This is a genomic window from Chloracidobacterium sp. (assembly GCA_016716305.1).
Classification (GTDB): Bacteria; Acidobacteriota; Blastocatellia; order Pyrinomonadales; family Pyrinomonadaceae; genus OLB17.
In genome coordinates this window covers 1-17,044 of record JADJWP010000002.1, presented here as the reverse complement: position 1 = coordinate 17,044, position 17,044 = coordinate 1, and the positions used below count along the sequence as shown (strand labels likewise).

At 52.2% G+C, this 17,044-nt stretch carries 17 protein-coding genes and 3 pseudogenes; 9 read left to right on the top strand and 11 right to left on the bottom strand.

What is annotated here, in order from left to right:
- The 11 genes and pseudogenes from IPM28_01995 to IPM28_01945 all read right to left on the bottom strand — a co-directional run bounded on the left by IPM28_01995 (nt 1) and on the right by IPM28_01945 (nt 10,278).
- Nucleotides 1-1,312, bottom strand: a pseudogene (locus IPM28_01995) (adenylosuccinate synthase).
- Between the two features lie 89 nt (nt 1,313-1,401).
- Nucleotides 1,402-1,962 (bottom strand): GNAT family N-acetyltransferase, encoded by a 561-nt coding sequence (locus tag IPM28_01990; GenBank protein MBK9171762.1) that lies wholly within the window; start codon nt 1,960-1,962, stop codon nt 1,402-1,404.
- On the bottom strand, nt 1,947-2,447 hold the full coding sequence (locus IPM28_01985) for a glycosyltransferase (GenBank protein MBK9171761.1): 501 nt from the start codon (nt 2,445-2,447) through the stop codon (nt 1,947-1,949). The genes IPM28_01990 and IPM28_01985 overlap by 16 nt, the downstream gene beginning before the upstream one ends.
- Entirely contained in the window at nt 2,447-3,262 is an 816-nt protein-coding gene (locus tag IPM28_01980) for a glycogen/starch synthase (GenBank protein ID MBK9171760.1), read from the bottom strand. The genes IPM28_01985 and IPM28_01980 overlap by 1 nt, the downstream gene beginning before the upstream one ends.
- Nucleotides 3,192-3,368, bottom strand: a complete 177-nt coding sequence (locus IPM28_01975) for a glycogen/starch synthase (GenBank protein MBK9171759.1) — start codon at nt 3,366-3,368, stop codon at nt 3,192-3,194. Before IPM28_01975 ends, IPM28_01980 begins: the two co-directional genes overlap by 71 nt.
- Nucleotides 3,369-3,476: 108 nt before the next feature.
- Nucleotides 3,477-4,877: a transcription termination factor Rho gene (gene rho / locus IPM28_01970; GenBank protein MBK9171758.1), complete on the bottom strand. Its 1,401-nt coding sequence runs from the start codon at nt 4,875-4,877 to the stop codon at nt 3,477-3,479.
- Nucleotides 4,878-5,111: 234 nt separating this feature from the next.
- Nucleotides 5,112-5,690, bottom strand: a complete 579-nt coding sequence (locus tag IPM28_01965; protein MBK9171757.1) for a YihA family ribosome biogenesis GTP-binding protein — start codon at nt 5,688-5,690, stop codon at nt 5,112-5,114.
- Nucleotides 5,691-5,702: 12 nt separating this feature from the next.
- Nucleotides 5,703-7,772 (bottom strand): annotated as a pseudogene (gene lon / locus IPM28_01960) (endopeptidase La).
- Nucleotides 7,773-8,135: 363 nt separating this feature from the next.
- Nucleotides 8,136-9,254 carry a hypothetical protein gene (locus tag IPM28_01955; protein MBK9171756.1) on the bottom strand — a complete coding sequence of 373 codons (1,119 nt, stop codon included), beginning with the start codon at nt 9,252-9,254 and terminating at the stop codon, nt 8,136-8,138.
- Nucleotides 9,212-9,790, bottom strand: coding sequence for a hypothetical protein (locus IPM28_01950; GenBank protein MBK9171755.1), 579 nt, complete (start codon nt 9,788-9,790; stop codon nt 9,212-9,214). The genes IPM28_01955 and IPM28_01950 overlap by 43 nt, the downstream gene beginning before the upstream one ends.
- Nucleotides 9,791-10,065: 275 nt before the next feature.
- Entirely contained in the window at nt 10,066-10,278 is a 213-nt protein-coding gene (locus IPM28_01945; GenBank protein ID MBK9171754.1) for a prepilin-type N-terminal cleavage/methylation domain-containing protein, read from the bottom strand.
- 321 nt (nt 10,279-10,599) lie between these two features.
- Between IPM28_01945 and speA the strand changes: the two are divergent.
- The 9 genes and pseudogenes from speA to IPM28_01900 all read left to right on the top strand — a co-directional run bounded on the left by speA (nt 10,600) and on the right by IPM28_01900 (nt 16,414).
- Nucleotides 10,600-12,521 (top strand): annotated as a pseudogene (speA, locus tag IPM28_01940) (biosynthetic arginine decarboxylase).
- Nucleotides 12,522-12,680: 159 nt separating this feature from the next.
- The gene (locus IPM28_01935) at nt 12,681-12,935 is read left to right on the top strand and encodes a deoxyhypusine synthase family protein (GenBank protein MBK9171753.1); all 255 of its coding nucleotides are present in this window, start codon (nt 12,681-12,683) and stop codon (nt 12,933-12,935) included.
- Complete coding sequence (locus tag IPM28_01930; protein ID MBK9171752.1) at nt 12,925-13,539, top strand: deoxyhypusine synthase family protein; 615 nt, start codon at nt 12,925-12,927, stop codon at nt 13,537-13,539. Before IPM28_01935 ends, IPM28_01930 begins: the two co-directional genes overlap by 11 nt.
- A gap of 204 nt (nt 13,540-13,743) precedes the next feature.
- Nucleotides 13,744-14,001, top strand: a complete 258-nt coding sequence (locus IPM28_01925; protein MBK9171751.1) for a hypothetical protein — start codon at nt 13,744-13,746, stop codon at nt 13,999-14,001.
- Nucleotides 14,002-14,031: 30 nt separating this feature from the next.
- A complete protein-coding gene (locus IPM28_01920) occupies nt 14,032-14,124 on the top strand; it encodes a hypothetical protein (protein MBK9171750.1) in 93 nt (30 codons plus the stop codon).
- Nucleotides 14,121-14,546, top strand: a complete 426-nt coding sequence (locus tag IPM28_01915; GenBank protein ID MBK9171749.1) for an arginase family protein — start codon at nt 14,121-14,123, stop codon at nt 14,544-14,546. The genes IPM28_01920 and IPM28_01915 overlap by 4 nt, the downstream gene beginning before the upstream one ends.
- A gap of 454 nt (nt 14,547-15,000) precedes the next feature.
- Nucleotides 15,001-15,384, top strand: coding sequence for a trypsin-like peptidase domain-containing protein (locus IPM28_01910; GenBank protein MBK9171748.1), 384 nt, complete (start codon nt 15,001-15,003; stop codon nt 15,382-15,384).
- Nucleotides 15,338-15,664, top strand: a complete 327-nt coding sequence (locus IPM28_01905) for a hypothetical protein (GenBank protein MBK9171747.1) — start codon at nt 15,338-15,340, stop codon at nt 15,662-15,664. The genes IPM28_01910 and IPM28_01905 overlap by 47 nt, the downstream gene beginning before the upstream one ends.
- A gap of 24 nt (nt 15,665-15,688) precedes the next feature.
- Nucleotides 15,689-16,414, top strand: a complete 726-nt coding sequence (locus tag IPM28_01900) for a hypothetical protein (GenBank protein ID MBK9171746.1) — start codon at nt 15,689-15,691, stop codon at nt 16,412-16,414.
- The last annotated feature ends 630 nt before the right edge of the window (nt 16,415-17,044 follow it).

Below are 17,044 nucleotides of genomic sequence, written 5' to 3'. Positions count from 1 at the left end.
TCAGCTCTTGAACCAGCCTTCCATCACTGATTCGTGAAGTATTATCGTCTGATCGCGTTCGGGACCGGTCGAGATCAGGCCGATCTCAACGCCGATCTGATCCGAAAGGAACCTTACGTATTCCTGCGCCTTTGCCGGCAGTTTGTCGAACTCGGTCGTGCCGACGGTGTCAGATCGCCATCCCTTATACGTCTCGTAAACCGGTTTGATGTTCCTGAGGTCGTGCGAAACGGCCGGAAAGGTGTCCACACGGCGTCCGTCGATCTCATAACCGATGCAGACCTTTATCTCATCGAGTTCGTCCAGCACGTCGAGCTTTGTAAGGGCGATCGAATCAAAACCGTTCAGCTCTGCAGCATATCGCGTAGCAACCGCGTCGAACCAACCGCAACGCCTCGGACGTTTGGTCACCGAACCATATTCGTTCCCACGCTGCCTGATGAGATCTGCCATGTCTTCTTCGGCGTCGATCATTTCGGTCGGGAACGGCCCTTCACCGACGCGTGTCGCATATGTACGAACGATGCCAAGCACGCCGGTGATATGGTGCGGAGGAATGCCCGCACCTACCGAAGCCCCGCCGGCCGTCGGGTTTGACGATGTGACATACGGATATGTCCCATGATCTACGTCAAGCAGCGTCGCCTAGACCCTTCGAGAAGTATCTTCTTGTTCTGCTTACGGGCTTCGGCAAGGAAGTGCGAGGTTTCGCAGACGAACGGCCTGAGCCTTTCAACGAGCGGCGTGATCTCGTCGAGAATCTCGTCAGCCCTGAGCGGCTGATTGCCGAAAAGGACGATAATGCGGTTGGCTTCTTCGAGATTGCGTTCGACTCGAAGTTTCAGCAGTTCGGGCGACATCGCATCGGCGACACGGATGCCGCGGCGGCCCGCTTTGTCCTCGTAAGCCGGCCCGATCCCTCGAAGCGTCGTCCCGATCTTTTCATTGCCGAGGCGTTCTTCGGATGTGTGGTCCAATGCACGGTGATAAGGCATTATGAGGTGTGCACGGCTCGAGACTTTCAGCCTTTCGGGTGTTACCTCGATGCCCTGCTCGCCGATCTGATCGACCTCTTCGAAAAATGCCTTCGGGTCAATGACCATGCCGTTGCCGGCGCACACGTTTTGTCTGGGTGGATGATGCCCGAAGGCAGCAGCCGTAGCACGAACGCCTTATCGCCGACATAGACGCTGTGCCCCGCATTGTGTCCGCCCTGATACCGCGAAACGATGTCAAAGCGATCTGCGAGCAGATCGACGACCTTTCCTTTTCCCTCGTCGCCCCACTGGGCACCGATTATCACAATGATCATATTTGCAGCAGCCCAGACCTCGGTCAGGGCGAAATCATTCTCTCCAAAACCTTTGAACGCGTACGCCTTTTAGGGGATCACCCCTCATTCTACCAAACACGTTCGTCGTCCGCGAGGAGACCGTACACATCGAAGTCGTGAAGCCTGCCGTTGCGATACTCGGATTGGCGCAACCGGCCTTCCCGTAGAAATCCAAGCCGCTCTGGGATCGCGGCACTTCTAGTGTTCTCGGCCGCGCAACGGATCTCGATGCGATTTAGCTTCAATTCTTCAAATGCATATTCGATCAAAAGAGCAGTGGATCTCGTAATGATACCTTGACCTTCCTCAGCCTTGTCGATCCAGTACCCGATCTCGCTTTTGCGTGAATTCCAGTCAAACTGTACAAACCCGACAGCACCGATCAATTTGTCTTTTCGAAAGATACCAAAGCTCAATGCCTTACGTGCCAAGACTGCATCTTTTGCGTTCTGAATAAACTCACGTGCCGATTCTATCGAATAGTCCGGTGTCATCCAGTGCATGAAATCCCGCAAATGTTGGCGGTTGCTGTCGACCAGACCGAACATTTGATCAACGTCGGTCTCTTCCAGGCGACGTAGTGTGATCTCGTGATCGACCACGAGTAAATTGATCAGCTCAGCGTCCATGAATATAGTTCGACATATTTACGGGCCGCGTTCTCCCATGAATTATCGATCGCCATGCCGTTTCGTTGGATGCGGAGACGCGATTCGGGATCGGCGTAGGCGAAGAGGGCTTCGTAGATGCTTTCGGCAAATGCCTGAGCGTTGTAAGGGCCGAACTTGAAGCCGTTGCCGGTCGAATGGACGGCGTCCCAATTTTGGACCGTATCGTCAAGGCCGCCGACGGCACGAACGACGGGTATCGTGCCGTAACGCAGGCTGTACATCTGGTTGAGGCCGCATGGCTCGAATTTGGACGGCATCATGAAGAGGTCGGCTCCGGCCTCGATCAAATGGGCAAGCGGTTCGCTGTATCCGCGATAGACACCGACCTGATGCGGAGCGTGATCACGCAGACGCTGCCAGAAATCTTCGTACTGCTTTTCGCCTGAACCGAGCGAGATGATATACGCACCGGCAGCAAGTATCTCGCCGGCGGCCTGCATCATCAGATCGATACCCTTTTGTGCGGTGAGGCGGGTGATATTGGCAAAGATCGGGCGTTCGAGATCGACAGGCAGCGAAAAGCGTTCGAGCAGGACGCGTTTGCATACACGCTTGCCGCTGAGGTCGTCGATACTGTAATTTGCCGGGAGCCGGCGTCGGTCGCGGGATCCCAGACCTCGTAATCGACGCCGTTGGTGATGCCGATCAGCCTCGATGCACGCTGCCGGGTAAGCCAATCGAGGCCATAACCATTCTCAGGCGTCTGTATCTCTTGGGCATAGCGGCGGGAAACGGTCGAGAGCGTATCAGAAACCGCGAGGCCGGCCTTCATCGCCGAAGCGTAACCGTTAAATGCGAAAGCGTTGCGTGCGAGGTCGCTGCTAAAGCCGAACTTAAAAAGCTCTTCGGAACTGAAGCCGCCCTGGTAAGCCATATTGTGGATCGAAAAGACCGTCCGCGTGTTTCGCCAAAAGGGATCGTGCCGTCTCGCCGAAGCAAGCTCGACAGCCGCGAATCCGCAATGCCAGTCGTTCAAATGGACTATATCGGGCGGTGTGCCGAGGCGTTTGAGCAGGACGAGCGCGGCGTGGTTAAAAAACGCGAAACGCTCGTGATCCTCCCGAAAACCGTAGATCGAATCGCGGTGAAACAGCGACGGAGCGTCGATCAGGAACGTCGGTGAACCATTCGCTTCGCTGTGAAACGCCTTGGCGGGATAAATTCCACCTTTCCAGTCGACCGCCAGATCATCGAACGCAGTGTTCCAGAGATGTTCGCCTTTCGTCTGCCAGTAACAGGGCGTGATGAGCGACCGAATCGATGCCTACGGCTTTCAACGCTTTGGGCAATGCACCCGCAACGTCGCCAAGACCGCCGGTCTTTGAATAAGGAACCGCCTCGGCAGATATGACCGCTACACGCATACGAATTTCGAACCGAAAATTGAAAATGGAGAACCCGGACGTACCGCATTCTCCGTTTCGTTGACCTGGCCCGCAAGATCAGGAAGGCCATAATGACGCGGCAGGCCACTAGGTCTGCATTGACGCGAGGAACTCGGCGTTGGTCTTCGTCTTGCTTAGGCGTTCCAGAACCACTTCCATCTGCTCGACCGGCGAAAGCGGATTGAGAACCCGACGCATGACCCAAATGCGGTTGAGATCCTCTTTGCTCAAGAGCAGTTCTTCCTTACGCGTACCCGAACGCTGGAGGTCGATCGACGGGAAGAGACGCTTGTCGGACAAACGGCGGTCAAGATGGATCTCAGAGTTGCCCGTACCCTTGAACTCTTCAAAGATCACGTCGTCCATACGCGAGCCGGTATCGATCAGGGCCGTTGCGATGATCGTCAGCGAACCGCCTTCTTCGATATTGCGGGCCGCTCCGAAGAAACGCTTGGGACGCTGAAGGGCGTTGGAATCGATACCGCCTGAAAGGATCTTGCCGGATGGCGGGACAACAGCGTTATGGGCACGTGCGAGACGCGTAATCGAATCGAGAAGGATGACGACATCGCGTTTATGTTCGACAAGACGCTTGGCCTTTTCGATCACCATATCTGCAACCTGGACGTGACGCGTCGGCGGTTCGTCAAAGGTCGACGAGATGACCTCGCCTCTGACCGAACGCTGCATGTCGGTGACCTCTTCCGGTCGCTCGTCGATAAGGAGAACGATCAGCGTGACCTCAGGATGATTCTCGGTTATCGAATTCGCAATTGTCTGAAGCAGAACTGTCTTACCCGTACGCGGAGGTGCAACGATCAGGGCACGCTGGCCTTTACCAATAGGCGTGACGAGATCGATCACTCTGGCCGAAATATTCTCCGGACCGACCTCCATCTTCAACTGCTCATCAGGATAAAGCGGTGTGAGGTTGTCGAAAAAGATCTTTTCACGCGATGTTTCGGGAGCTTCGAAATTGATCGCCTCGACCTTGATCAATGCAAAATACCTCTCGCCTTCTTTTGGCGGACGTATCTGGCCAGAGACCGTATCGCCGGTTCGAAGATCGAACTTGCGGATCTGCGAGGGGCTTACATAGATGTCGTCAGGTACTTGGGAGGTAGTTATACTCAGGGCGCGAAGAAATCCGAAGCCGTCGGGCAGCGTTTCAAGGACACCTTCCGAAAAGATCAGCCCGCTTTTCTCGGTTTGAGCAGCGAGCAGCTTGAAGATCAACTCTTGCTTTCGCAGGCCGGTCGCTCCTTCGATGCCCATTTCTTTGGCGATATGGGTGAGTTCGCTGATCGACATGTCCTTTAGATCGGCAAGGTTCAGAAGGTCGCCATTAGCATTGTTGTTGCTGTTCGACGCCTTTGAGCTGTTTTGATCGACGGTTTCTTCGGTCGATTTGACCGATTCAGACTCGGTCGATTCTTCGTCCGGCCTTTCCGGTTTCGACCTGCGGGATGTGGTGGTTTTGGTTGCCATTTTTGTTTCCGTTTTGTGTCGGAGTAACGTTGTTGAGTTCCAACGCTTTGTAGTTTCAAACTAAATCAAACCGGAATGCCATTCGAAATGATTTGAAAATCAAACGCGGAGAAATTCGTATGGATATGTATGTAGTATTGCAACAGAAATGAGCGACGCGCTCTTCCGTCAACCCTCGAGTTTTAGGGAATACCTATTTATTACTACATTAACAGCAAGAAAGCAACTCTTTTTTTAACTTTTTACGGACGAATCGATCTCTGACCAAAGTGCCTCGCGGCCCTTACCTGAGACAGCTGAGAACCCGATCACCTCAGGCCCTGGCATCTTCGCCTTTATGATCTGCAGTTGCTTCGCGAATTGATTATTCGACAGCTTATCGGCCTTTGTCGCTACGACCAGGTATGGCGTTTCGCGATGCATCAGCCATTCGTAGAGCTGCAGGTCAAGCTGCGTCGGATCGTGTCGCGAATCGACCAACTGGATACAGAGAGCGAGGTTTTCGCGTTCGGAGAGGTAGTCCTCTGCCATCTTGCCCCAGTCGGAACGCATTGTTTTCGAAACGCGCGCAAAACCATATCCGGGAAGGTCGACGAAATAGAACGATCCGTTGACCAAAAAGAAATTGATGCTTTGGGTCCGGCCGGGCGTATTGGATGTCCTTGCAAGCCCTTTTCGCTGCAATAGCGAATTAAGGAGCGACGACTTTCCAACGTTAGACCGTCCAAGAAATGCGATCTCTGGAAGTCCGTCATCCGTCCAGTGGCTGCGTTCGAAGGCACTTTTGACAAATTCGGCTGAGGCTATTTTCATTCCCGATCAAGCTTACTCTACATTCGTAGAAATATCTGCCGGGTTCTTATCTACTTCCCAAACCGGTGCCGCAGTAATGACTGTTTCGGATGTCGTCGGTTCAAGTGCATACCGGAGTACTTCGTCGACGGTATCGACAGTGTGGATCGTAAGGTCTTCGCGAACCTCTTCTGGAACGTCTGCAAGATCCTTTTCATTCTCTTTAGATAGGATCAGCGTCTTGTTCTCGAATCGATGGGCCGCGAGCAGCTTTTCTTTCACACCGCCGATCGGGGCAGCCTTACCGCGAAGCGTGATCTCTCCCGTCATCGCAACATCGTGGCGCGCTTTGGTACGTGTCAGCGCCGAGACCATCGCCGTCGCGATCGTGATGCCGGCACTAGGGCCGTCCTTCGGGATCGCACCCTCCGGAACGTGGATGTGTAGATCTTTTTCGCGAAAATCGTTCGGGTTGATCCCAAGTTCCTCGGCCCTCGAACGAACACACGTCAGAGCAGCACGTGCAGATTCCTGCATCACCTCGCCGAGTTTACCGGTTAGAGTAACCTCGCCTTTACCGGCAACAAGCGTCGCCTCGACCTGGAGAACATCGCCGCCTACCTCGGTCCAGGCGAGTCCGTTCACGGCCCGATCTCGCTCTTTCGGGCAATGTCCTGTTTGCGGAAACGGATGGTCCCGAGCAGTTCGCGAACTTTTTCGGCGTCGATGACGACCTTAAAATCGTCCTTAGTGTCAGAGACGACATATTTCCTCGCGATCTTTCGAAGACAAGAACCGATCTCACGTTCGAGATTTCGAACTCCGGCCTCACGTGTGTAATGACGTATCGTTTCCAGGATGCCGTCATCAGTAAATTTTACCTTTTCAGGATCGATACCCGTATTCTCGCACTGCTTGGAGATCAAATGGCGTTTTGCGATCTCAAGTTTTTCACGCTCGGTGTACCCCGATAGGTTGAGTATCTCAAGACGGTCTTGCAAAGCGGGTGGAATGGTGTGCAAAACATTCGCTGTGGCTATGAAGAACACGTTCGAGAGGTCGTAGTCGACATCAAGGTAATGATCACGAAATGTGTTGTTCTGTTCCGGATCGAGGACCTCCAACAGTGCTGCACTCGGATCTCCGCGGAAATCGCGGCCTAGCTTGTCAACCTCGTCTAGCAGGATCACCGGGTTAACCGTTCCCGCACGCTTCATCAGCTGAACTATCTGGCCAGGTAATGCACCAATGTACGTCCGACGATGTCCGCGGATCTCGGCCTCGTCATGAACGCCTCCAAGTGCGAGTCTCATGAACTTTCGTCCGGTCGCATTTGCGATCGATTTTCCGAGCGACGTCTTTCCGACGCCCGGATTCTTTAGATCTTCGAGTTCGGCTTTTTCGTCCTTTCGGCCGAGTTCCTTGTGGATCGCTTTGATCTGCTCGTTCAGATAGTACTCACGCTGATGTTTGTCCATCTGCTTTTTCGTTCGCGAATGGATCGTGCGATCTAGCTGACGTTTCTCGATCTCGGCCTCAAGAATGTCGATCAGTTTCTGAAGGCGCTCCGACACCGAGAACGTCTCGAGCAGTTCCTGTTTCTCTTCGACCCCGATGCGGAGATGTGAAGACATCGCGTCGGCGATTTGTGCTGCCGAAATTCCTCGCAGCGATGCGTGTAAAGCGTCGGTGTAAGCATCGGGCGAAACACGCAGAAACTGCTCAACCAATGTATGGATCTTCTGCAGCAGTCCGTCGGTCCTGAATCCCGATTCATCGGTCGATTGTATCTTTCGGACATGGGCAAAGAACATACCCTCGGAATCCTGCTCGACCCTGACCGATTGACCTCGTTCGCGACCCTCTACAACGACTTTGATCTGACCATTTTCCTGTCGCTGAGCCTGGAGTATTCTGCCAAGCGTCCCGACCGGATAGATCTGGTCGGCCTGCGGTTCGTCGATCGTCGCATCGTGTTGGGTCGCGAGAAAAATATCGCTCGCCCGTCATTGCTTCTTCAAGAGCTTTCACGCTGCTTGGTCGCCCTATTTTGAAAGCAACCTTGGTATAAGGAAAAATAACTACGTCACGAATCGGAACCATCGGATAGCGCTTGATGTCCGAGGGCATTTGGTCGGTGAATTCCTGCATACAAAAATCGGAATATCTGAGTTTACGTTTGATCTCGGGCGAATAACTTTGGAATACCTCTATTTACGCAAAATCCAAAAAGAAATGCAATAAAAGTGGTCGCTGTTAAGCATCGGCATTCCGGTGTTCGCTCAAGTAAAATACGATTCGGACAAATTTTCTTTTTTTTCGAGCGAATTGTTGAAGCACAGATCCTACAAGGTGGGTCGGATCTCACGGGTTTCAACGATCGCACATCTACTCAAAGCAGTTAAAAAAAATGAGGCGGCAAATTGCCGCCTCCGAGTGTGGGACTTCAATATTGCAACAAAAGCATCAAGATGGGCCGAGGAGTTCGAGCCTGTCTTCTGCAGCATATGCTACCGATCGTCCTTTGTAGTTAAGAAGGTTCACTTTTTTCAATCCTCTTTTCCCCGCGAAATCGAGAACCTTCTTTAGAAATTCTTTTTGTGCGTCCTCGTTAAGGCCATCCCACGACGGTTCGATCACGCAGTAAAGCGTCTCATTTGTCGCCCGTGCCATCCGCAGGTGTTGTTTGAGCTCGGTGGCGGAGATATCAATGTCTTTCGCGACCACCGCATTGGCCTGGCTTCCCGCGAACATATCGGCCCATACGTAAACTCCAACGCTTACGAGAAGGATCAGGATCGTGGCTGCAAGAAACCACTTGTTCACACCGAAAAGCTCAAATTTCAAGCTTGACCGATCTGAACTGGCTTTGGTCGCCTGCTTAGCCGGAGTATTAGGGATCGCAGACGTAAAATCGATCTCATCCATGTCCGCGGCTAAGTCGTCCGACCCGCGGAGGAGATCAACGAGAAGCAGGGTCTTGCCCGTCGTGTTCGAGATCAGTTGGTCGTAGCTATATCCGTACTTTTCCTCGATCTCGGCAACCGGCTGACTTCCGCGCGCTGCGGCGATAAGGTCGATGAATCGATTCCCTACGCGCACATTACAATCGATCGCGGCCGCAGCGACCTCCGGTGCAAAGAACAGTTCGCCGATGTCTTCTTTGAAGACCCTGATACGTTCAAAAATGTCGGTTTTCAGCAGCGCATCGAGCGACTCGGAATGTTCTGCCTCGCCAGCAAAATGGGTGAATTTCGCAACAACGGGTGCGATCTCGGCTTGGTTCTCTTCGTGTGTAAAAAGCTCGATGCTCGACCAGTTTTCGTAGAGTGTCTTTATGTGGCCGATCATTTCCTTACGGCCAAACAACAGCAGACGCTTTTCGCTATCGACCTCGCGTGCAAAAAGGCGTGTCATCACGAAATCGAACTTCCCTCGGACAGATTCGTTGAAAGGCGAATTTCGATAAAACCGGGCAAGCGCCATCAATGCCTGCGAACTCAGCACCGGGCGTGAGTTTTCACAAAAGCGTCTGATATTCGCTACGGATATCGCTTTGTCACGTTCAGCGAGCCAGAATACCAATTCTGCGTTTCCTGAAGTAACTGATATTCCGCTTCAGCCGAAGCCGCCGATTGCGGATCGTCGGTTACCTGAAGAAATCGATGTAAGGCCTTTTTTGCTTCGAGATCGTCGTAAGGTTCGGGCACGACCTTCATGTGTTCGCGTTCAACGCCGGAGAGTACGTGCTCGACCATCTGCATGCTCGAGACTTCGTCGACCGCTCGTTTACGGAAAAAGTCTCGCGGATTCAGCGATCTCGCGATTTCGGGCACATCGGCAATAGCCGGTTCTACCACGTCGTCGTCATCGTCATCCGGTGTAACTTCCCCGCTCTCAATGATCGGATCTGGAACAATGTCGGGCTGAACGTCTGATCCGGGCTCGTCAGATTCTGCAAATGCGAACGAGTCTTCCTCCGTGTCAGCTATCGGGTCGGTCTCCGCGGGCACCTCTTCGATCGCGAGAGGTCTAACTTTCGACCGCTCGATGTCGATCACAGTCTCCTCGAGCAGGTTTTCCTCTTTTAGTTCTTCAATGAGGTCTTCGAAAACATTCATTTTTTGCACCTTGGTGGGGCGGGGTCTTACGGCGGGAAATAAGGGTGTGGGAGAACACGGTGTGAGGACTTAAGGCAAAATTTGTACAATTTCCCCTGATTGCGTCAACTCGTATTTGTAGATCGTGTCATCGGTGACCATTCGAGTAGCGGTCAGAGTAAATGAGTTTCGTAATTCGGCATCGGTCGGAGTCACGGGTGTCATCTCGAATGTATAACGTCCCCGGACGACCCTATCACCGGCTGTGGTACCGAATACCGTCGAACTCTGGTTGTTCAGCTCGGATACACGGGCAAATCGGCCATTCCGCGAAAAGAATCCAACTTGGCCGACGAGATCGTCCGCATTGTTGCGAACGTGGTCCCGTTCTCGGCCGCACGGATACCCCGTCGGAGTGACGGCACAGCAAGCGCCGCGATCACGCCGACAATAACCACCACTATCAATAATTCGATCAATGAAAACCCTTCATTTCGACTATTCTTCATAACAACCTCAAATTCCTTCCGAATAAATCGTGTGACACTTTTTGCCACCATTTTTTGCCAGAATGATTATCAATTTCTGAAAATATCTACAAGAAGTCCCATATTTGCTGACTTTTGGCGGTGATTTCCACTAACGACCGCACTCAGATCAGTCGAGTTTGCAAGGACGTGCCAGAACTTCGAACGCCTAAGGCACGCGCAACTATCGGCGTAAAAACTTTGTTTCGTTGACCTATTTGTTTTTTGTTCGTTTTTTCATACACTTATAGTTTTTATTGCTTTTTCAGACAACTTAGATTTTCGTGCGCGGAGTAACTAAAAGTGAGTTCAATCATCGAACAGACGATCGAGACCTACGGAATCGATAATTGGGGCGCCGGATATTTTGGCGTAAATCGAAAAGGCAACCTCGTAGTCAGATCACCTGAAAACGAGAACCTCACCGCGGACGTAAAGGAGATAATTGACGACCTCAGTAAACGGGGCGTAAACACACCGGTACTGCTTCGGTTTCCACAACTGCTTTTTGGTCAGATCCGGAAACTTCAGTCAGCGTTCAAGAAATCGATCAAGGAGTTTGATTATGAAGGCGGCCACCTCTGCGTATATCCGATGAAGGTAAACCAGAATCGTGCAGTCGTAGAAGAGTACCTTCGCGAAGGTTCGCGATATAACTTTGGGCTTGAGGCTGGCTCGAAGGCCGAATTGTATGCGGCTCTTGCGCTTGAGCAATCTAAAGACAGCCTTCTTGTTCTCAACGGGTTCAAAGACCGTGATTTCGTCAAACTTGCTTTCGCGGGAGCGGCAGCAGGCAAGAACGTGGTCATCGTCATTGAGAAGATGAGCGAGTTGACCCATACCCTCGCTTGTTGCGGAAGAAACGAACGAGAACCCGGAAACAAAACTGCCGATGATCGGTGTCCAGGTCAAACTCTATTCGAAAGGATCGGGAAAGTGGGAGAAATCCGGCGGTGAAGCCGCTAAGTTTGGTCTTACCACCACAGAGATCCTTGATGTGATTCGGCAATTACAGGAAGCCGGCAGGGTCGACATGCTCCGCCTGCTCCACTTTCACATCGGATCGCAGCTTACCGATATCAAACGCATTAAAAATGCGATGAAAGAGGCCGCGCGGACATACGCTAAGATCCATCAGATGGGTATACCGATCGAATATCTCGATGTTGGCGGCGGTATGGCCGTGGACTACGACGGTTCGCGAACATCATTCGAATCCTCGGCAAATTACAATGCTCAGGAGTTTGCCAACGACGTGATTTACATGATCAAGATGGTCTGTGAAGACGAGAATGTACCTCACCCGACAATAATCCAGGAATCGGGGAGATACCTTTCTGCTTATCACGCGATCCTTGTGACCAACATTCAGGACGAGATCGAGACTGTCGTTGAAGATATTTCACCGATGACCGTTGATCTCGACGATCCTCAGGTCGTTAAGGAACTGCATGACTTACGCGAAACGATCACGAGCAAGAACTATCGCGAATACTATCATGACGCTCTCGAACACCGTGAGGAGCTTTCACGATGTTCAATCTCGGTCTCATCACTCTTGAGGACAAAGGGAAAGGCGAAGTTCTGTTTTGGGATATTTGCGAAAAGGCAGATCAATTTGCCCAGTTGAAAAGTATGTATCCGAAGAGTTCAACGACCTTAGGAAGCTGATGTGCTTCAAGTATCTGGCCAACTTTTCAGTTTTCCGTTCGATGCCTGATAATTGGAACAACCGAACAGCTATTCCCAATAATCCCAATACATAAACTCAACAAAAAGCCGACGGAATATGCTACCCTTTGTGATATCACGTGCGATTCTGACGGCATTGTGGACAAATTCGTGGATCTTCATGACGTAAAGCCGGTCCTCGAGCTTCACAAGCTAACTCCGAACGGGCCGTATTGTTTGGCAATGATGCTCGTTGGCGCCTACCAGGAAGTGATGGGCAATAATCACAACCTTTTTGGCGTCCCGCACGAAGCTCACATCTTTATCGGCGAAGATGGCACATAATCCGCAAAGTGATCTACGGAGCGACGCTTGCGGATGCACTCGGCGCTGTGCGTTATGATACCGACCAGCTGCACGACCAGTTTCGCCGGGCGGTGATGAAAAGGATCAAAGACGGCGACCTCTCGACAAAAGAGGGCAATCAGCTTATCGAGTTTTACGAAACTCAAGGTGAAAGTTACACATACCTTTTGCCTAACGGCACTGAATGAGATCGGTACCGTTCGAACGATTTTTGAATATTTGCAAACTTATTGATTTGGAGAAAATATGGTAGCTCAAAAGAAGACCAAGGCCTCAAAATTCCTGACCGTGCCGACAAAGCCGGTTCCCATCGACCGTGACCGTTCGGTCGCGGGCCTTTTGGAAAAATGGAAGGAGCAGGCTTTGGTGCAAAACAGTTGGCCGAAGCCCACCGGATCTGGCTCGATATGCTCGACGACAACTCGACGATTTACCTTTGCGGTTCGGGAAACTTGATCCCTTCCGGAATGCGGCGGTTGATAGCTTATGTCATCAAGAACCGTTTCGTCGACGTCATTGTGATGTCCGGCACCGTTTTGTACCACGACATACACGAAACACTTGGACGCAATCATTATCAAGCATCCGAGTATGAGCGATGAAGAACTTGAAGCTGCTGATGTAGCACGTATCGGTGACACGCTTGCTAATCGAGACGAGTACCAGGAAGCCGATGAATGGATCGGCAGCGTCATCAATCAGCTGGAAACGACGCGGTCGTATTCCGTTCGTGAGTTTCTTCACCTGATGGGCCGAGAATTGGCTGAGATCGCACACGAAGACGGCATTATGACCGCTGCTTACAAATCCCGGATCCCGGTCTTTTGCCCCGACATCGCCGGAACCGAGCTTTCGGTTGGGATCGCACGTGCAAAGTTTGAGAAGAAACTGCAGTTAACTTTTGATACGACGCAGGATACGATGGAAATGATGCAGATCGCGCAAAAAACGCGGAATTCGGGCATCATCACGCTAGGCAGCATTAACGCTCAGAACATGGTCAATATCGGCGAAGTGTCGTCTTACATTACTCGGACAACCGCCCGCGGCCTACAGATATGCGATCTCGATCACGACCGATTCCGCTCCGCTGGAAACGCGTACACCATCGTTCGGCGGCACACACCGCGAAGTTTTCGGCAAACTCCATCGCGGAGCCACGACCGCCTACGTCCCCAAGTGACCCATCGATCGCATTGCCGATGATAATTACCGCTCTTTCGCAAACAGCAGCAAAATTCATGAAAGGTCGCAAACGGCCGAATTTCAGCTTTGCGGGCAAAGACCTTTCGATAGATGTGCCATAAGATATGTCTGAAAGTGCCAGCTTGCCAATGAATTTCGGTGGAATAGACGAGGAGCAATTCTCGTCTTTTGATTCTGCACGTGTGCTGATTCTCCCTGTCTCGTATGAGGGTACGGTCTCATACGGTACCGGTACAGGCTCCCGGAGCGATGGCCATTGTCGATGCCTCTCGTAATATGGAGCTTTACGACGACGAGACCGATTCCGAAGTATATAAGATCGGTATCCATACCCTTGACGAATTCAAACCGCGGCCCTCACCGGAAGTGATGATGGACGAGCTTTATTCGTTCTCAAAGAACTGCTCGGCGCGGAAAATTCGTCTGCATGCTTGGAGAAGCACTCGGTTTCGGCTCCGATAATCCAAGGCTCATGCCGAGAAATATCATGACCTGAGTGTTTTGCAGATCGACGCCCATGCTGACCTCCGCGATACATATGACGGCACCCGCACTCGCATGCTTCGATCATGGCCCGCGTCGTGAAAGATCTCCGTATCCCTTCGGTGCAGGTCGGGATTCGTTCGATTTCGGCCGACGAAGCCCGTGCGATCGCAGATGGTTTGCCAACAAAGATCTTTTGGGCTCGCGACATCGTTGGAAAAATGGACTGGATCGATGAAGCGATCGACGGCCTGACCGAAAACGTTTACTTGACGATCGATATAGATGGACTGGATCCGAGCATTGTTCCTACGACCGGAACACCGGAACCGGGTGGATTAGGCTGGTACGAAACGTTGGCGTTGATACGCAAGCTTGCCGAAAGAAGAACGTCGTCGGTATGGATCTCGTCGAATATTCCTACGTCGAATCATACGATTCTCCTGCGTTCCTTTGTTCAAAACTGGTATACAAAACGCTTGCTTATATCTTCGATGGTGAAACGCCAAAGGTCACCGGAATGATGTGAACGGCTCTTGCGGATCAAGTTTTCGCGAAACTTTGTGAATCGCGTCGTAAAGCAGGACGAGAGTTTAAAGCTACCGTGGGATGCGGTAAAATCCTGCCTACAGTTATTTGGAGAAAGAATCAATGAGTTTTAATCGGTTCCTTTCGCTTTCAGTTCTTGTTTTGGTTGTATTAACGGTCTCTTGCAAGACCGGTCTGCTGAAGCAGTGGTGAAACCGGAGAAATTCCTGTTCAGCCTTCAGCTCCACCGCCGCCGCTGGTCGTGGATGGCGTTCGGACATCGTACGCGGACGTCGTTGAAAGACATCTTCGGCCGTTGTCCGTATCGAAGCCGAACAACGCAATCGCCCGCCTCAGGCCCAACAGCCTGCAACCACAGTCGCCTTTCGACGAGTTTTTCAACAGCTTCCATCGCCTCGCGGCGGACAGCGTCCGCCGGTCGAACGCGGCATGGGTTCGGGCGTGATCGTAAGTGCGGACGGCACGATACTAACGAATGCTCACGTCATTGATGGTGCCGACAGCATCACAGTCTTGATGAATGACAACAAGACGTTTGAGGCGAAGCTTGTCGGTCTCGACAAGCCAAGCGACCTCGCGGTTCTGAAGATCGAGGCTCAGAACATGCCGTTCCTGACTCTAGGAATTCCGATTCGGTGCGCGTCGGCGATATCGCTTGCGATTGAAATCCCTCGGCATCGGACAGACCGTGACGGCGGGATAATTTCGGCAAAAGGCCGACGTACCGGCCTGAGCGACGGAAGTTTCGAAGATTTTCTGCAGACCGATGCCCCGATCAATCGTGGAATTCGGGCGGGCATTGGTCAATCTTAATGCCGAATTGATCGGCATCAATTCGCAGATTCTTTCAACGTCAGGCGGAAACATCGGTATCGGATTTTCGATACCGTCGAACATGGCCAAGAGTGTCATGGAACAGCTTTTAAGCAACGGAAAGGTTCGCCGCGGCATGCTTGGCGTTAACATACAGAACATCACCGGTGACACGGCCCGGGCACTTGATCTGAAGGATTCTGCAGGCGTCTTAGCGGAGCAACGTTCGGCCCGGAAGTGCGGCCGAGAAAGCGGGCGTCAAGCGGGGGTGACATCATAACGGCCGTCAACGGTGACAAGATCGATGACGGTAACGTCTCTCCGCAATAAGGTCGCCGGAACTCTGCCGGAACCCGAGATCAAGTTAACGATCCTGCGTGACGGAACCAGCCAGGATCTGACCGCCACTCTCGACAGATTTGACACTGAAACATCATCGGTCGCCCCGATGCAGAACAACGAGAACAATGCACCGGAACGATCGGCTCCGGGAGGAAAGCTCGGGCTGACGCTGCGGCCGATCACGCCGCGGATCGCAAAACAATTCGGTTCCGGTACTGAGACCGAAGGGCTGCGCCCGGTCGTCCTCGGAGGTCGACCCGAACGGCGTTGCGGCCGACGCTGGCATCAGCCGGGGATTTTGCTGGAAGTGAACCGTCAGCCGTTTACGACACCGAGGCGGTCAGTCGGCGTTGCAGAATCGCCGGCGCCAAGCCGGGTCTTGCTCCTTGTTTCGCGAAAGGATCGACGATCTTCGCGGCCGTTCAGCCGCGTTGATCGGGAAGTACAAATTCACGATCGCTCTCTTAGCCGTCAGATCGACGGCTTTTTTTCTTTCTCGCCCCTTGTTGCTAAATATCCCGGATATGTGGAACAGGGTCTATATCACCGCTTTGGCTGCGTTTACGCTGATACTCGCATCTATCACCTGTTATTCGTGGAGCTGGCTGCGAAGTATCTGGTTCACCGACCGCGGCAATTGCCGGTTTTAATACTTCTGATGCGATCGGCTGGACCTTTCTTTGGTTAACGACGGTCGTTTTTCTCATGATCGCGAATTTCATTCTTGCCCGCACGTTGCGGGCTTAGGCGTGTGGACAACGTTCTTGTACTTCGGTGTCTTTGTCGTCATCAAGTATTTTTGGCTTTCGGTCTCGCGGCGTCGTTCCTACGCGCAAACGATCTCGATTCCGGCAGTTATATACTTGGCCCGTTTCTGGCCTGATGCTTTGTGTCGGTTTCGGCGCCGTTGTTTTCCTTGACCAGCTTGTATTGGTAAAGATATCGAACAGGATCTATCCGCCGAAGGACGGGGCTAAGAACGACGTTGCTGAAATGCCGGAATCAGCAGAAGAAAACAACATCGATGCAAGCACGCTGCGTCCTATCGAAATATGCCCGCAGCCTCGATACGGCAGCGGGCATATGAGATTAATCGGACGGCGAGATTTGAACTCACGACCTCTCGCACCCCAACCAACCTGAGGTGAATCACAACCTCTCACGATTGCTCCAACATCGAAATCAGCCTTTTGCGTGTCAGTGACTAACTATGAGCAGCTGGCTAAGCCGGGAAGACTGCAACCATCTTGCAGACCAACTGGTCGAGATTATTCCCGTCTAGAATATTAATAAATGTGTAAGTGAGAGAAGATTAAAA

Coding starts and splice junctions, on each gene's coding strand:
- IPM28_01990 (MBK9171762.1), bottom strand. CDS start 1,962: ATGGACGCTGAGCTGATCAATTTACTCGTGGTCGATCACGAGATCACA.
- IPM28_01985 (MBK9171761.1), bottom strand. CDS start 2,447: ATGATGCAGGCCGCCGGCGAGATACTTGCTGCCGGTGCGTATATCATC.
- IPM28_01975 (MBK9171759.1), bottom strand. CDS start 3,368: ATGCGTGTAGCGGTCATATCTGCCGAGGCGGTTCCTTATTCAAAGACC.
- rho (MBK9171758.1), bottom strand. CDS start 4,877: ATGGCAACCAAAACCACCACATCCCGCAGGTCGAAACCGGAAAGGCCG.
- IPM28_01965 (MBK9171757.1), bottom strand. CDS start 5,690: ATGAAAATAGCCTCAGCCGAATTTGTCAAAAGTGCCTTCGAACGCAGC.
- IPM28_01950 (MBK9171755.1), bottom strand. CDS start 9,790: ATGAATGTTTTCGAAGACCTCATTGAAGAACTAAAAGAGGAAAACCTG.
- IPM28_01945 (MBK9171754.1), bottom strand. CDS start 10,278: ATGAAGAATAGTCGAAATGAAGGGTTTTCATTGATCGAATTATTGATA.
- IPM28_01935 (MBK9171753.1), top strand. CDS start 12,681: ATGGAAGGAGCAGGCTTTGGTGCAAAACAGTTGGCCGAAGCCCACCGG.
- IPM28_01930 (MBK9171752.1), top strand. CDS start 12,925: ATGAGCGATGAAGAACTTGAAGCTGCTGATGTAGCACGTATCGGTGAC.
- IPM28_01925 (MBK9171751.1), top strand. CDS start 13,744: ATGAGGGTACGGTCTCATACGGTACCGGTACAGGCTCCCGGAGCGATG.
- IPM28_01910 (MBK9171748.1), top strand. CDS start 15,001: ATGGGTTCGGGCGTGATCGTAAGTGCGGACGGCACGATACTAACGAAT.
- IPM28_01905 (MBK9171747.1), top strand. CDS start 15,338: ATGCCCCGATCAATCGTGGAATTCGGGCGGGCATTGGTCAATCTTAAT.
- IPM28_01900 (MBK9171746.1), top strand. CDS start 15,689: ATGACGGTAACGTCTCTCCGCAATAAGGTCGCCGGAACTCTGCCGGAA.